Raw genomic sequence first — 14,490 nt, forward strand, 5'->3', positions numbered from 1 at the left:
CTTTTTATAAAAATCAATAACGCACAACGCGCTCACTCCCACTCAATCGTCGCCGGCGGCTTCCCCGAGATGTCGTACACCACCCGATTGATCCCGCGCACCTCGTTGATGATCCGGTTCGACGCACGGCCGAGCAACGCATACGGCAGATGCGCCCAATGCGCGGTCATGAAGTCGGTCGTCTGCACCGCGCGCAGCGACGTCACATAGTCGTATGTGCGCCCATCGCCCATCACGCCCACCGACTTGACCGGCAGGAACACCGCGAACGCCTGGCTCGTCAGGTCGTACCAGCTCTTGCCGACATCGCCCTCGCCGCACAGGCCCGCAGCCGCATCCTGCGCGGTCGCGGTCGTGCCACGCAGCTCCTCGATGAAGATCGCGTCCGCACGGCGCAGCAGGTCCGCATACTCGCGCTTCACTTCGCCGAGAATCCGCACGCCGAGGCCCGGGCCCGGGAACGGATGGCGGTACACCATCTCCGGCGGCAGGCCGAGCGCGACACCCAGCTCGCGCACTTCGTCCTTGAACAGGTCGCGCAGCGGCTCGAGCAGCTTCAGGCCGAGCGTTTCCGGCAGGCCGCCGACGTTGTGGTGGCTCTTGATCGTCGTCGCCTTCTTCGTCTTCGTGCCGCCCGATTCGACCACGTCCGGGTAGATCGTGCCCTGCGCGAGCCACTTCGCCTTCGACAGCTTCTGCGCTTCAGCCTGGAACACCTCGACGAACTCGCGGCCGATGATCTTGCGCTTCGCTTCCGGATCGGTCACGCCGGCCAGGTGGCCGAGGAACTGGTCGGACGCGTCGACGTGCACGACCTTCGCATGCAGCCGGCCCTCGAACATGTCGAGCACCATCTTGCCTTCGTTCAGGCGCAGCAGGCCGTGATCGACGAACACGCAGGTCAGCTGATCGCCGATCGCGCGATGGATCAGCGCGGCCGCGACGCTCGAATCGACACCGCCCGACAGGCCGAGAATCACTTCCTCGTCACCGACCTGCTCGCGGATCTTCGCGACGGCTTCCTCGATGTGGTTCTTCATGATCCAGTCGGGCTTCGCGCCGGCGATTTGCAGCACGAAGCGTTCGATGATCTGGCGGCCCTTCACCGTGTGCGTGACTTCCGGATGGAACTGCACCGCGTAGTAGCCGCGCGCCTCGTCGGCCATGCCGGCGATCGGGCAGCTCGGCGTCGACGCCATCAGCGCGAAGCCCGGCGGCAGCTCGGCCACCTTGTCGCCGTGGCTCATCCAGACCTTCAGCATCCCGTGGCCTTCGGCCGTCGTGAAATCCTCGATGCCGTCGAGCAGGCGCGTATGGCCGTGCGCACGCATTTCCGCGTAGCCGAATTCGCGATGGTCGCTCCACTCGACCTTGCCGCCGAGCTGCACGGCCATCGTCTGCATGCCGTAGCAGATGCCGAGCACCGGCACGCCGAGATCCCACACGGCCTGCGGCGCGCGCAGTTGATGGTCTTCGTACGTGCTCGCGTGGCTGCCCGACAGGATCACCGCCTTCGGCGCGAACTCGCGGACGAATTCGTCGGACACATCGTTCGGATGGATTTCGCAGTAGACGTGCGCTTCACGCACGCGGCGCGCGATCAGTTGGGTGACTTGCGAACCGAAGTCGAGAATCAGGATTTTGTCGTGCATGGCTGCGGACGGGATGAAGAGAATAAGAAAAGCAGCGCACGAAGCGCTGCGTCAAAAGCATGGATAGCGGCGTCGGGCGGCAGGCGGCTCGCGCGACGCATCGCCGGTCAATCCTGCGACGGCGGGCGCGCGTCGAACGCGACGCTGCCTGACGCGCGCTCGGAGGCGGCCGATGGGGCTGCCGCGGCCGGCGCCGAAGGCGCCACCGGACGGCTGACGACCGGCTCGACCCGCGGCTGCACGGCGGAAGCCCGCGCCGGTTCGACCGGACGCTGCGCGTCCCGGCCCTCGAGCGCCTGCGCTTTCTCGCGCCGGCGCACGGCCGATGCGAGGCGCACGCCGCCGAGGCCGAGCAGGATCAACGCGACTCCGGCCACCGCCGACAACACCCGGCCGGCGGCCGCGAGCGCGGGGCCGCTGCCGGTGCCGAGCGACCACACGACCGTCAGCACGCCGGTCAGCCAGTTGACATGGCCGACCGCGCGCGCGACGGGCGCCGTGAGGTCGCCGTTGAACGCCGCATGAAACGCGAGCCACGCGAGCCCGAGCAGCGCGATGCCGAACGCCTGGCCGAGCATCGCCGGCTGGATGTTCGCCAGTTGCAGCGCGTTGAACAGCGCCTGCCAGGGCGTCAGCACGAACAGCACGCCGAACGCCAGCAGCAGCACGGCATCGACGATCAGCACGGCTCGCAGCAGCGGTTTCATCGGCGATCAGTCCACGTGGTAGTTCGGCGCTTCCTTCGTGATCTGCACGTCGTGCACGTGCGACTCGCGCATGCCCGCCGCGGTGATCTGGACGAATTCGGCCTTCTCGTGCAGCTCGTCGATCGTCTTGCAGCCGCAGTAGCCCATGCTCGCGCGCACGCCGCCGACCAGCTGGAACAGGATCGCGTTGACCGAACCCTTGTACGCGACGCGGCCTTCGATGCCTTCCGGCACGAGCTTGTCGATGTTCGCCGAGTTGTCCTGGAAGTAGCGGTCCGCCGCGCCGTCCTTCATCGCACCGACCGAGCCCATGCCGCGATACGACTTGTACTGGCGGCCCTGGTACAGGAACACGTCGCCCGGCGCCTCTTCGGTGCCCGCGAGCATGCTGCCCATCATCACGGCGTTCGCGCCGGCCGCGAGGGCCTTCGACACGTCGCCCGAGAAGCGCACGCCGCCGTCGGCGATGCACGGCACGCCGGTGCCCTTCAGTGCTTCCGCGACGTTCGCGATCGCGCTGATCTGCGGCACGCCGACACCCGCGACGATCCGCGTCGTGCAGATCGAGCCCGGGCCGATGCCGACCTTGACCGCGTCCGCGCCATATTCGACGAGCGCCTTCGCGGCGGCGGCCGTCGCGATGTTGCCGCCGATCACCTCGACGTGCGGGAAGTTCTGCTTGACCCAGCGCACACGCTCGAGCACGCCCTTGCTGTGACCGTGCGCGGTATCGACGACGATCACGTCGACGCCGGCCTGCACCAGCAGCTCGACGCGTTCTTCGTTGTCCGGACCGACGCCGACCGCCGCGCCTGCGCGCAGCTTGCCGTGTTCGTCCTTGCACGCGTCCGGGTGCTCGGTCTGCTTCGTGATGTCCTTGACGGTCATCAGGCCGCGCAGTTCGAACGCGTCGTTGACGACCAGCACGCGCTCGAGGCGGTGGCTGTGCATCAGCGCCTTCGCCTCGGCGAGCGGCGTGCCTTCCTTGACCGTGACGAGGCGCTCGCGCGGCGTCATGATCGACTTGACCGGCTCGTCGAGGCGCGTTTCGAAACGCAGGTCGCGGTTCGTGACGATGCCGACGAGCTGCGGGCCTTCGACGACCGGGAAGCCCGAGATCCCATGCTGGCGCGACAGCGCGATCACGTCGCGCACCTTCATTTGCGGCGGCACCGTGATCGGGTCGCGGACGACGCCCGACTCGAAACGCTTGACCTTGGCGACTTCGCGGGCCTGTTCGGCCGGCGTCAGGTTCTTGTGGACGATACCGACGCCCCCCTGCTGCGCCATCGCGATCGCGAGGCGACCTTCGGTGACCGTGTCCATCGCGGCGGACACGAGCGGCATGTTCAGGGAGATGTTGCGGGTCAGCTTGGTCTTGAGGCTGGTGTCGCGCGGGAGAACGTCGGAGAAGGCGGGAACGAGGAGCACGTCATCGAAAGTGAGTGCTTTTTGGATCAGACGCATGGCAAATCCTATGGGCGCAAAAGCGAATTATACGCGAAGCGCCGCGAATTTTCACAACACGAACAACGGCTTAGCCGGTTTCGGCCGCTCGGGGGCCGAATCGTTCGGATCGCCGTTCGGTTCGTTTTCGATCGCTTTTCGTTTTACGGGCGCGTCGAACCATTCGCGCAATCAGGCCGGGCGGCAGGTGCGCGTGTTGCGGCGGGGCTACACGGGCGCGACGACAGCGTCCGCGCACGGCCCGGCGACACGCCCGCCGAAGCGGCTTGCCTGCCCGCCTCACGCCAGCCCGGCCGCGCGGGCCACCATCGCGATGCCGGCCACCACCACCGCGTACCCGACGATCCGCGCGACGCACCCGCCGGCCGGCGCCACGCGTTCGGCGGCGATCGCCACCGCGACGGCAGCCATCACGTGCAGTTCCATCATGCCGGCCGCCAACGCGACCGCCATCAGGTTCCCGCAACACGCGCCGCATCGGATCGCGGCGCGCAGGCCGTACCGCCATGCCGTGACGACCGCAGCCCGCGGCACATGCCCATCGTGCGCCGCCGCGTGCCGGCAGCACGCGAGCCGGCGCGCCTTCCACCCGGAGAATTGCAACGCGCCCGCGGCCAGCACGACGGCGCCGGCCGCGAACGGGATCGCCCGGGCGAACGCCGGCAGCCGGGCGGCGGCCATCGTCAGTGCGGCGCCAATCGGAAACACGAGCGCGCCGAGCGCGATCCAGACCGAGAAATATCCGGCCCCCGCGACGACGACGAGCCAGGCCGACCGCACCGCCGCATGCGGGCCGATGCGCTGCCGGTAACCCCAGAGCATCGGCGCGAGCACGGGCAGCATCATCGTCACCGTCATCGCGCCCCACATTTCAACGAACGCCACGAACGCGCGCCCGGCGCCCTGCCCGCACGGCCGCAGCCAAGCGGCCGACGCCATCCAGCCGCCGGGCATCGGTTCGCCGCCCATCGCCGCCATCGACGCGTGCTGCGCCAGCAACGCCATCGCGACGACCGCGAACACGGCCGCGACCGCCACGCAGAACGCCCGGGGATCGGGGGCCGTCTCGCCAGCTTTCGGCCCGGTCGTCATTCGTGTCATCACGCGCTCCCGCCCGTGGCCACCCCGCTCAACCGCGCGCGTACTCGTCGTGACGGCGCCACCATGGGCCGGCCTCGTTGCGACCGAGCGGCGCGCGATCGAGCCACTGGTACATCCCCCACAACCCGTCGAGGCCGCGCGCGTAAGTCGAATACGTGTGATAGACGGCGCCGTCCTCGCGCACGAATGCGCTCATTCCCGGCCGGTCGAGCGAATACCTGCGTGCGTCGGTGCCGCACGTGGCCGCGAACTGTACGACGGGTGCCGGCGGCGGATCCATGTCCATCGCATGGCCGGCCCGCGCATAGTTGTATTCGACGTCGCCCGCGCGCTGCTGCGTTTCGGTGAACGACACGTTGAAGTCGAAGTTGAAATCGCTGCCGACCGACGACGCCCACGGGAACGTCCAGCCCATCCGCTGCCGGTATGCGAGCAGTTTCGCGAGCGGCGCGCGCGACACGGCCGCGAGCGTCACGTCGTGGTGCGCCAGATGCACGGCGAAGCCGTCGAAGCCGTCGGCAAGCGCCGAGCACGACGGGCAGCCCGCCTTGTAGTCGGGGCCGAACATGAAGTGATAGACGAGCAATTGCGAACGGCCGTGAAACAGGTCGTCGAGCGTCGCCTGCCCGTCCTCGGTATCGAACCGGTAAGTCTTGTCGACGCGCACCCACGGCAGCGCCTGGCGCCGCCGCGCGAGTTCGTCGCTTTGCCGCGTCAGCGCCTTTTCCGCGTCGAGCAGCGCGCGACGTTCGGCCAGCCATTCGTCGCGGGTTCCGGTGAGATGGGTCGTCATTGCAGGTTCCTCCTTCCGATGGGTATCCGGGCACGGCATCCGGAGCCGTGTGCGTGGTGCTAGATTAGTGGCCGGCATCGGGCCAGAGGGAGTGACAAGTGTGTCGGGATTCGGATGGATTCGCTGATCACGGCGGCCGCGCGCGCGCTCGCGGCCGGTGACGCGCTCGGCGCACTGAACCGCGTCGCGCTGCGCGACGATGCGCCGGCGCTCGCGCTGCGCGGGATCGCGCTCGCGCAGCTCGGCGATTTCGACCGTGCACGCGCGCTCGTGCGCGGCGCCGCACGCGCATTCGGCGCGAAAGAAGCGGTCGCGCGGGCGCGCTGCGTCGTCGCGGAAGCCGAGATCGCGCTCGCGTCGCGCGACCTGCACTGGCCGACGCGCGCGCTCGATGCGGCCTGCGCGACGCTCGACGCGCACGGCGACCACGCGAACGTCGCGCATGCCCGCTATCTCGGCGTGCGCCGCTTGCTGCTGATCGGCCATCTCGACGAGGCCGAGCAGCTGCTTGCGCATCTCGATCCCGCTCCGCTGCCGCCCGCATCGCGCGCCGCCCATGAATTGATCGCAGCCGGCATCGCGATGCGCCGCATCCGCACGCATGCGGCCCGTGCGGCGCTCGACCGTGCGCGGACAGCCGCGCGCGCCGCCGGCATCGCGGCGCTGACGGCCGAGGTCGACACCGCGGCGCTCGCACTCGACGCACCGGCCGCGCGGCTCATCGCGCGCGGCACGTCGCGGCTCGTGTCGCTCGACGAAGTCGAGACGCTGTTCGAGTCGAATTCGCTGGTCGTCGACGCATGCCGCCACACGGTGCGCGATGCGCGCACGACCGTGTCGCTCGCGCGGCGTCCGGTGCTGTTCGTGCTCGCCCGCGCGCTTGGCGAAGCGTGGCCGGCCGACGTGTCGAGAAACGCGCTCGTCGCCGCTGCGTTCCGCGCGAAACAGGCCGACGAATCGCATCGTGCGCGGCTGCGTGTCGAAATCGGCCGGCTGCGCGCGGTGCTGCGCCCGCTCGCGAACGTCGTCGCGACACCGCGCGGCTTCGCGCTCGAACCGCTCGGCGTGCGCGACACCGTCGTCCTCGCGCGCCCGGTCGACGATCGGCACGCGGCCCTGCTCGCGCTCCTCGCCGACGGCGAAGCGTGGTCGAGCTCCGCGCTGGCGCTCGCGCTCGGCGCCAGCCAGCGCACCGTGCAGCGCGCGCTCGATGCGCTCGCGGAAACCGGCAAGGTGCAGGCGCTCGGCCGCGCACGCGCGCGCCGCTGGATGACGCCACCGCTGCCCGGATTCGCGACGACCTTGTTACTCCCGGTTGCGCTGCCGGGCGATTAGGATGGCCTCATCGAACCACGAGGTGACGAACATGAAACGCTCCACTGCAGACATCCTTCACGAATACGGCCCGTTTCCGGGCGTCGACGGCGTGCACGGCGTCACGTTCGACGGGCAGCACGTGTGGTACGCGTCCGGCGACAAGCTGAATGCGCTCGACCCCGAGCGCGGCACGATCGTCCGTTCGCTCGACGTCGCCGCGCACGCGGGCACCGCATTCGACGGCCGCCACCTGTTCCAGATCGTCGAGGACCGCATCGAGAAGATCGACCCCGAATCGGGCCGCGTGCTCGCGACGATCCCGGCGCCCGGCGGCGGCGCCGATTCGGGGCTCGCGTGGGCGGAAGGCACGCTGTGGGTCGGCCAGTACAGCGAACGCAAGATTCATCAGGTGGATCCGCAGTCGGGCGCCGTGCTGCGCACGATCGAATCGAACCGCTTCGTCACCGGCGTGACGTGGGTCGACGGCGAGCTGTGGCACGGCACGTGGGAGGCCGACCGGAGCGACCTGCGGCGCATCGATCCGCGCACGGGCGAAGTGCTCGAGCAGATCGACATGCCGGCCGGCGTCGGCGTGTCGGGGCTCGAATCCGACGGTCACGACCGCTTCTACTGCGGCGGCGGCAACAGCGGCAAGCTGCGTGCCGTGCGGCGCCCGGCGCGCGCGCGTGTCGCCGGCGACGGCGCGGCGGCGACGCCCGATTCGACAGAGGATTGATTCGCCGCCCTGTCGAAACCACTCCATGCCCCGAGTGCAGGAATGAACAAGACGCCGCGGCGACGGCATCGCTAAGATGCGCGCACCTCGGTCATTTTGTTCGGAGCGGTCGATGCAGCGCGGCGTGGTGTACGGTGTCCTGGCGGGCGCCATGTGGGGCATGGTGTTTCTGGTTCCGCGGCTGCTGACCGATTTCTCGCCACTGCTGCTGAGCGCCGGCCGCTACACGATGTACGGCCTCGTGTCGCTCGTGGCCGCGCTGCCGGCCGCGCGCGCGCTGCTGGCCCGGCTGACCCGCGAGGATCTCGTCGCCCTCGTGAGGCTCGCCGTCATCGGCAACGTCGCGTACTACATGCTGCTGTCCGGCGCCGTGCACCTGATCGGCATCGCGCCGAGTTCGCTGATCGTCGGCGTGCTGCCCGTGACCGTCACGCTCGCGGGCCTCGGCGACCAAGGCGCGATGCCGCTGCGGCGGCTTGCCGCCCCGCTCGCGCTGGTGATCGCGGGCATCGTCTGCATCAACGTCGATCTGTTTACGTCCGAAGCCGCGCACGCGACGACGCTCGCCCAGAAGCTCGCGGGCATCGCCTGCGCGGCGGGCGCGCTCGCGAGCTGGACCTGGTATGCGGTGGCAAATACGCGATACCTGCAGCGCCATCACCATTTCGGCGGCAACGAATGGTCGGTGCTGTGGGGTGTCGTGACGGGTCTGATCGGCGCGCTCTGCTGGGTGGCGATCCTCGCGCTGCCGGCCGGCGCCGTGCAGGCGGCCGTGCCCGCATCGCGCTGGCAGTTGTTCTGGCTGCTGAACCTCGTGCTCGCGATCGGCGCGTCGTGGCTCGGCAACGGGCTGTGGAACGCCGCGTCGAAGCGGCTGCCGCTGACGCTGTCGGGTCAGCTGATCGTGTTCGAAACCGTGTTCGCGATGCTGTACGCGTTCGTGTACGACCGGCGAATGCCGCATGTGCTGGAGATCGCCGCGCTCGTGCTGCTGCTCGCCGGTGTATACGGCTCGGTACGAAAGCATGGCGACACGCCGGGCGGCGCGCCGACAAACGCAAACGCCGCGGCCCACTGAGCGCCGCGGCGTTTGATCGGACCCATCAGCGCGAACGACGCGTCAGCGCGCGTCCTTGTGCATCCACTTGCGGCCCTCGATCGAGCCGTCGCGGCGGGACTTGTCGACGCGCCGCTGGCGCGCGAGCTTCGGATCGACGATCAGCGGACGGTAGATCTCGACGCGATCGTGGTCGACGAGCGGCGCATCGAGCGGCGCGAGCTTGCCGTAGACGCCCGTCTTCGCGTGCGCGAGATCGATCTCCGGGTGCAGCGCGAGCACGCCGCTCGCGTCGATCGCCGAGCGCACGGTCGCGCCTTCGGGCAGCGACAGCGGAATCAGCGTCTGGCGGTCCGGCAGTGCATAGCAGACTTCGATCGACAGCATCGCGTCACCCCTTTCCGTAGCGCTGGTCCGCGCGCTTCACGAACGAATCGACGAACGTGTTCGCGATGTGGCTGAACACCGGCCCGATGATCTTCTCGAGCAGGATGCTCGAAAACTCGTAGTGCAGCGCGAATTCGATCTTGCACGCGTCGGCGCGCAGCGGGATGAAGCGCCACGAACCCGTGAACTTCTTGAACGGCCCGTCCGCGAACTCCATGTCGATCCGTGTCGGACGCTGCTGCGTGTTGCGCGTCGCGAAATGCTGCTTGATACCCTTGAAGTTGATGTCGATGCGCGCTTCCATTCCGCTCTCGTCCTGACGGCGAACCTCGACACCGCCGCACCAGGGCAGGAAATTGGGGTAGTCGGCCACGTCGGTGACGAGGTCGAACATCTGTTCCGCCGAGTGACGGATCAATACGGTTTTCTGGACATCTGCCATAAATCGCGCGGCATCGCTTAAAGTGGGAACGCCAAGCCGGGCGATTCCCGCCCCGCTTTGCTAAAATCGTGATTTTAAACGAGTTGGCCCGATCCTTTCATGAGCATCATCGACAACAGGAAAGCGCACTTCGATTATCACATCGAGGAACGCTACGAGGCGGGGCTCGTGCTGGAGGGCTGGGAAGTCAAGGCGCTGCGCGCCGGACGCGGCCAGATCAAGGAAGGCTACGTCGTGGTGAAGAACGCCGAGATCTTCCTGATCGGGACCCATATCAGCCCGCTGCCCGAGGCCTCGACGCACATCAAGCCCGACCCGGTCCGCACGCGCAAGCTGCTGCTGCACCGCGACGAAATCAAGAAGCTGATCGGCAAGGTCGAGCAGCGCGGCTATACGCTCGTGCCGCTGAACTTCCACTACAAGGGCGGCCGCGTGAAATGCGACATCGCGCTCGCGAAGGGCAAGAAGCTGCACGACAAGCGCGAAACCGAGAAGAAACGCGACTGGGAACGCGAGAAGGCGCGCATCATGCGCGCCGGCACCTGACGCACACGGCGTTCATCGCAAACGACACGGCCCGCTCGAAGCGGGCCGTGTCGCTTTTGACTACCTGAATCGCGCGTCCGGTTTGCCCGACTGCGCGACGATTCGTCGCACGACGATGCGCACGCGGCAGCCGCGCGCGCATCGCATCGGGCTCAGCCCTTCGCGCCGGACGCCGCCCCCGCGTTCTTGACGATCGTCAGCGCCGACGAGATCGCGGTGCCGAGATCCGACAGGTTCGACGGCACGATCAGCGTGTTGCCCTGCTTCGCGAGATTCGCGAACGCGCCGACATACTGCTCGGCGACCTTCAGATTCACCGCGTCCATCCCGCCTTGCGACTGGATCGCGCTCGCGATCTTCTGGATCGCCTGCGCGTTCGCCTCGGCCACCGCCAGAATCGCGGCGGCTTCGCCCTGCGCCTGGTTGATCGCGGCCTGCCGTTCGCCTTCGGACTTCTGGATCGCGGCTTCACGCGCACCCGACGCGAGGTTGATCTGTTCCTGCTTGCGGCCTTCGGATGCGGCGATCAGCGCGCGTTTTTCACGCTCCGCGGTGATCTGCGCCTGCATCGCGTGCAGGATTTCCTTCGGCGGCGTCAGGTCCTTGATCTCGTAGCGCAGCACTTTCACGCCCCAGTTCGCCGCTGCCTGATCGAGCGCCGACACGATGTTGTGGTTGATGAAATCGCGTTCCTCGAACGTCTTGTCGAGTTCGAGCTTGCCGACCACCGAGCGCAGCGTCGTTTGCGCGAGCTGCGTGATCGCCAGCACGAAGTTGCTCGATCCGTAGGACGCCTTCATCGGATCGGTTACCTGGAAGTACAACACGCCGTCGACCTGCAACTGCGTGTTGTCGCGCGTGATACAGACCTGGCTCGGCACGTCGAGCGGAATTTCCTTCAGCACGTGCCGGTATGCGATGCGATCGACGAACGGCAGCACGATATTGAGACCGGGCGACAGCGTCGCGTGGTAGCGCCCGAAGCGCTCGAGCACCCATGCATGCTGCTGCGGCACGATCTTCACCGTCTTCGACACGATCACGATCGCGATGACGAGCAGGACAACCCAGATGATCAGCGAATCCATGAAATATTCTCTCCTTGTTGTATCAGCGGACGATCAGCCCGCGGGTTTCGCCACGACCACGAGGCAATTGCCGCGCACGGCGCTGACCTGGTACACGTGCGCATCGTCGCGCTCGCCGTGCGCGAGCTCGACGTCCCAGTCGGCGCCGCGATACTGCACGCGCGCGCGACCGTCACGCCACGCGTCGACCGTGACGGTCGAGCCGATATCGAGATTGACGTCGGGATTCGTCGACGTATCGCGCTTCTGCTTGCGGCCGAGCCCCGAGCGGCGCAGCGCGATCATCGCGACGATCGCGACCGCGGCCGCCGCGCCGAACTGCACGTGCGGCGCGAAACCGGCCAGTTGCAACACACCGCCCGCGAGAAAGCCGAGCGCGATCATCAGCAGATAGAACGTGCCCGTCAGCAACTCCGCGACGACCAGCACGCCGACCCCGACCCACCAGAACAGATGCCCCGACATCATTGTGGTCTCCAGAAAAACGCCCCGATGCTCACTCTATTCGCTGCGTGCGCAACTGCACGCAGCGCTCGGCACACGCGAGATCGCCGCGCGTACCGACGAAAAAAAACACCCCGGTGCTTACCGGGGTGTTTATAGCACGAACCTTGCATTTTGCCTTCAACGAAAGCGCGGCGGACCGCCCTTTCGCCGAAGTTGCATGCCCGATCGTTACTTGCGGTTGGCGAGCGCCTGCCACGTATCGATGATCGTGTCGGGGTTCAGCGAGATCGACACGATGCCTTCGTCGGTCAGCCATTGCGCGAAGTCCGGGTGATCGGACGGGCCCTGGCCGCAGATCCCGACGTACTTGCCCATCTTGCGGCAGGTATCGATCGCGCGCTTCAACAGGAACTTGACGGCCGGGTCGCGTTCGTCGAAGTCGACTGCCAGCAGTTCCATGCCCGAATCGCGGTCGAGGCCGAGCGTGAGCTGCGTGAGGTCGTTCGAGCCGATCGAGAAACCGTCGAAGTGCTCCAGGAACTCTTCGGCGAGGATCGCGTTGGTCGGGACTTCGCACATCATCACGAGGCGCAGGCCGTTTTCGCCGCGCTTCAGGCCGAACTTCTCGAGCAGGCCGACGACGCGCTCCGCCTGCTTCACGGTCCGCACGAACGGCACCATGATCTCGACGTTGGTCAGGCCCATCTCGTCACGCACGCGCTTCAGTGCACGGCATTCCATCTCGAACGCCTGCGCGAAGTCCTCGGCGATGTAGCGCGATGCGCCGCGGAAGCCCAGCATCGGGTTTTCCTCGTCCGGCTCGTAACGCGAACCGCCGATCAACTTCTTGTACTCGTTCGACTTGAAGTCGGACAGACGCACGATCACGGGCTTCGGATAGAACGCCGCCGCGATCGTCGCGACGCCTTCCGTCAGCTTGTCGACGTAGAACTGACGCGGCGACGCGTGACCGCGCGCGACGCTCTCGACCGCCTTCTTCAGGTCCTGGTCGATGTTCGGGTACTCGAGAATCGCCTTCGGGTGAACGCCGATGTTGTTGTTGATGATGAACTCGAGACGCGCGAGACCCACACCGCCGTTCGGCAGTTGCGAGAAGTCGAACGCGAGCTGCGGGTTGCCGACGTTCATCATGATCTTGACCGGGATTTCCGGCAGTTCGCCGCGCTGCACTTCCGTGACTTCCGTCTCGAGCAGCCCGTCGTAGATCTTGCCTTCGTCGCCTTCCGCGCACGACACGGTGACGAGCGCGCCGTCCTTCAGCACGTCCGTTGCATCGCCGCAGCCGACGACTGCCGGCACGCCGAGCTCACGCGCGATGATCGCCGCATGGCAGGTACGGCCGCCACGGTTCGTGACGATCGCCGCCGCCCGCTTCATCACCGGCTCCCAGTTCGGGTCGGTCATGTCGGCCACCAGCACGTCGCCCGGCTGCACGCGTTCCATTTCCGACGGATCCTGGATCACGCGCACGGGGCCCGCGCCGATCTTCTGGCCGATCGCACGACCCGTCGCGAGCACCTGCGACTGGCCCTTCAGCTTGAAGCGCTGCTCGGCCTTGCCGCTCGCCTGGCTCTTCACCGTTTCCGGACGCGCCTGCAGGATGAAGATCTTGCCGTCGCGGCCGTCCTTGCCCCACTCGATGTCCATCGGACGCTGGTAGTGCTTCTCGATGATGACCGCGTACTTCGCCAGCTCGATCACGTCTTCATCGGTGATCGAGTAGCGGTTGCGCTGCTCGTGCGGCACGTCGACCGTCTTCACGCGGCCCGGCTCGCCCGGCTGCGTGAATTCCATCTTGATCAGCTTCGAGCCGATCGAGCGGCGGATGATCGGGTACTTGTCCTGCGCGAGCGTCGTCTTGAACACGTAGAACTCGTCCGGGTTCACCGCGCCCTGCACGACGGTTTCGCCCAGGCCGTAGCTCGACGTGATGAACACGGCGTCCTTGAAGCCCGATTCGGTATCGATCGTGAACATCACGCCGGCCGCGCCGACGTCCGAGCGGACCATGCGCTGCACACCGGCCGACAGCGCGACTTCGGCGTGCGTGAAGCCCTTGTGCACGCGGTACGAGATCGCGCGGTCGTTGTACAGCGACGCGAACACGTGCTTCATGCGGTCGAGCACGTCGTCGATGCCGACGACGTTCAGATACGACTCCTGCTGGCCGGCGAACGATGCGTCGGGCAGGTCTTCCGCGGTCGCGGACGAGCGCACGGCGAACGACAGTTCGGCCGGCGAGCCGTTCTTCAGCACTTCGAACTGCGCGCGGATTTCCTGCTCGAGGCGTTCCTGCAGCGGCGCGTCGACGATCCACTTGCGGATTTCGGCACCGGCTTCGGCGAGCGCCTTCACGTCGTCGATGTCGAGCGACTCGAGACGCTTGGCGATGCGATCGGTGAGGTCGTTGTGCTTGAGGAAATCGCGGAATGCGAGCGCGGTCGTGGCGAAACCGGTGGGTACGCGAACGCCTGCTTCGGAAAGCTGGCTGATCATCTCGCCGAGCGACGCATTCTTGCCGCCCACGATCTCCACATCGGTCATCCGCAACTGCTCGAACGGAATTACATACGCCTGGTCCTTTGCGACGTTTGCTGCGTTAGTCATACAAGCCCCTAAGTGTGAAAAAAATGCTCGATCGCGCAAGTGGGCTCGGACGCGGGCGCTTGCAAAAAGGCGCGGCGCGTCTTGCGCAACCTGTTAGATAAACACTCGCAGCGGCGAAAATC

General features: G+C 67.1%; 14 protein-coding genes. 4 read left to right on the plus strand and 10 right to left on the minus strand.

The window, feature by feature from the left end; translation table 11 throughout:
• Positions 1-32 precede the first annotated feature (32 nt).
• The 5 genes from guaA to GJG85_RS10495 all read right to left on the minus strand — a co-directional run bounded on the left by guaA (position 33) and on the right by GJG85_RS10495 (position 5,720).
• Positions 33-1,652: a glutamine-hydrolyzing GMP synthase gene (gene guaA, locus GJG85_RS10475; protein ID WP_050012880.1), complete on the minus strand. Its 1,620-nt coding sequence runs from the start codon at positions 1,650-1,652 to the stop codon at positions 33-35.
• A 107-nt stretch (positions 1,653-1,759) separates the two neighbouring features.
• Positions 1,760-2,359 carry a hypothetical protein gene (locus GJG85_RS10480; RefSeq protein WP_089488562.1) on the minus strand — a complete coding sequence of 200 codons (600 nt, stop codon included), beginning with the start codon at positions 2,357-2,359 and terminating at the stop codon, positions 1,760-1,762.
• 6 nt (positions 2,360-2,365) lie between these two features.
• Complete coding sequence (guaB, locus tag GJG85_RS10485; RefSeq protein WP_050012882.1) at positions 2,366-3,826, minus strand: IMP dehydrogenase; 1,461 nt, start codon at positions 3,824-3,826, stop codon at positions 2,366-2,368.
• A gap of 279 nt (positions 3,827-4,105) precedes the next feature.
• Entirely contained in the window at positions 4,106-4,927 is an 822-nt protein-coding gene (locus tag GJG85_RS10490) for a DUF2182 domain-containing protein (RefSeq protein WP_050012883.1), read from the minus strand.
• A 28-nt stretch (positions 4,928-4,955) separates the two neighbouring features.
• Positions 4,956-5,720, minus strand: coding sequence for a DUF899 domain-containing protein (locus GJG85_RS10495; protein WP_050012884.1), 765 nt, complete (start codon positions 5,718-5,720; stop codon positions 4,956-4,958).
• Positions 5,721-5,834: 114 nt separating this feature from the next.
• Here GJG85_RS10495 and GJG85_RS10500 point away from each other — a divergent pair, with 114 nt between their 5' ends.
• From GJG85_RS10500 to GJG85_RS10510, 3 genes are all read left to right on the plus strand, one after another.
• Positions 5,835-7,055, plus strand: coding sequence for a helix-turn-helix domain-containing protein (locus GJG85_RS10500; RefSeq protein WP_204383298.1), 1,221 nt, complete (start codon positions 5,835-5,837; stop codon positions 7,053-7,055).
• A 31-nt stretch (positions 7,056-7,086) separates the two neighbouring features.
• Complete coding sequence (locus tag GJG85_RS10505) at positions 7,087-7,773, plus strand: glutamine cyclotransferase (RefSeq protein ID WP_050013032.1); 687 nt, start codon at positions 7,087-7,089, stop codon at positions 7,771-7,773.
• A gap of 112 nt (positions 7,774-7,885) precedes the next feature.
• A complete protein-coding gene (locus GJG85_RS10510; protein ID WP_124630805.1) occupies positions 7,886-8,851 on the plus strand; it encodes a DMT family transporter in 966 nt (321 codons plus the stop codon).
• 42 nt (positions 8,852-8,893) lie between these two features.
• On the opposite strand, the gene GJG85_RS10515 is transcribed toward GJG85_RS10510, so the two are convergent.
• Both GJG85_RS10515 and GJG85_RS10520 read right to left on the minus strand, forming a co-directional pair.
• Positions 8,894-9,217, minus strand: a complete 324-nt coding sequence (locus GJG85_RS10515) for an RnfH family protein (RefSeq protein ID WP_050012887.1) — start codon at positions 9,215-9,217, stop codon at positions 8,894-8,896.
• A 4-nt stretch (positions 9,218-9,221) separates the two neighbouring features.
• Positions 9,222-9,659 (minus strand): type II toxin-antitoxin system RatA family toxin, encoded by a 438-nt coding sequence (locus tag GJG85_RS10520; protein ID WP_006478512.1) that lies wholly within the window; start codon positions 9,657-9,659, stop codon positions 9,222-9,224.
• Between the two features lie 99 nt (positions 9,660-9,758).
• Here GJG85_RS10520 and smpB point away from each other — a divergent pair, with 99 nt between their 5' ends.
• The gene (smpB, locus tag GJG85_RS10525; RefSeq protein ID WP_050012888.1) at positions 9,759-10,205 is read left to right on the plus strand and encodes an SsrA-binding protein SmpB; all 447 of its coding nucleotides are present in this window, start codon (positions 9,759-9,761) and stop codon (positions 10,203-10,205) included.
• Between the two features lie 152 nt (positions 10,206-10,357).
• Here smpB and GJG85_RS10530 read toward each other — a convergent pair whose 3' ends face one another.
• The 3 genes from GJG85_RS10530 to ppsA form a co-directional block, all read right to left on the minus strand.
• Positions 10,358-11,293 (minus strand): SPFH domain-containing protein, encoded by a 936-nt coding sequence (locus GJG85_RS10530; RefSeq protein WP_050012889.1) that lies wholly within the window; start codon positions 11,291-11,293, stop codon positions 10,358-10,360.
• 33 nt (positions 11,294-11,326) lie between these two features.
• Entirely contained in the window at positions 11,327-11,761 is a 435-nt protein-coding gene (locus tag GJG85_RS10535; protein WP_089488565.1) for an NfeD family protein, read from the minus strand.
• Positions 11,762-11,968: 207 nt separating this feature from the next.
• Positions 11,969-14,368: a phosphoenolpyruvate synthase gene (ppsA, locus tag GJG85_RS10540; protein ID WP_050012891.1), complete on the minus strand. Its 2,400-nt coding sequence runs from the start codon at positions 14,366-14,368 to the stop codon at positions 11,969-11,971.
• Positions 14,369-14,490: the final 122 nt, after the last annotated feature.

The organism is Burkholderia sp. MS389 (genome assembly GCF_016899425.1).
GTDB lineage: Bacteria > Pseudomonadota > Gammaproteobacteria > Burkholderiales > Burkholderiaceae > Burkholderia > Burkholderia sola.

Bases quoted from the DNA above. Each gene is read 5' to 3' on its own strand.
- GJG85_RS10515 (WP_050012887.1), bottom strand. From the start codon at position 9,217: ATGCTGTCGATCGAAGTCTGCTATGCACTGCCGGACCGCCAGACGCTG.
- GJG85_RS10530 (WP_050012889.1), bottom strand. From the start codon at position 11,293: ATGGATTCGCTGATCATCTGGGTTGTCCTGCTCGTCATCGCGATCGTG.
- GJG85_RS10510 (WP_124630805.1), top strand. From the start codon at position 7,886: ATGCAGCGCGGCGTGGTGTACGGTGTCCTGGCGGGCGCCATGTGGGGC.
- guaB (WP_050012882.1), bottom strand. From the start codon at position 3,826: ATGCGTCTGATCCAAAAAGCACTCACTTTCGATGACGTGCTCCTCGTT.
- smpB (WP_050012888.1), top strand. From the start codon at position 9,759: ATGAGCATCATCGACAACAGGAAAGCGCACTTCGATTATCACATCGAG.
- ppsA (WP_050012891.1), bottom strand. From the start codon at position 14,368: ATGACTAACGCAGCAAACGTCGCAAAGGACCAGGCGTATGTAATTCCG.
- GJG85_RS10500 (WP_204383298.1), top strand. From the start codon at position 5,835: ATGGATTCGCTGATCACGGCGGCCGCGCGCGCGCTCGCGGCCGGTGAC.
- guaA (WP_050012880.1), bottom strand. From the start codon at position 1,652: ATGCACGACAAAATCCTGATTCTCGACTTCGGTTCGCAAGTCACCCAA.
- GJG85_RS10495 (WP_050012884.1), bottom strand. From the start codon at position 5,720: ATGACGACCCATCTCACCGGAACCCGCGACGAATGGCTGGCCGAACGT.
- GJG85_RS10505 (WP_050013032.1), top strand. From the start codon at position 7,087: ATGAAACGCTCCACTGCAGACATCCTTCACGAATACGGCCCGTTTCCG.
- GJG85_RS10520 (WP_006478512.1), bottom strand. From the start codon at position 9,659: ATGGCAGATGTCCAGAAAACCGTATTGATCCGTCACTCGGCGGAACAG.
- GJG85_RS10480 (WP_089488562.1), bottom strand. From the start codon at position 2,359: ATGAAACCGCTGCTGCGAGCCGTGCTGATCGTCGATGCCGTGCTGCTG.
- GJG85_RS10490 (WP_050012883.1), bottom strand. From the start codon at position 4,927: ATGACACGAATGACGACCGGGCCGAAAGCTGGCGAGACGGCCCCCGAT.
- GJG85_RS10535 (WP_089488565.1), bottom strand. From the start codon at position 11,761: ATGATGTCGGGGCATCTGTTCTGGTGGGTCGGGGTCGGCGTGCTGGTC.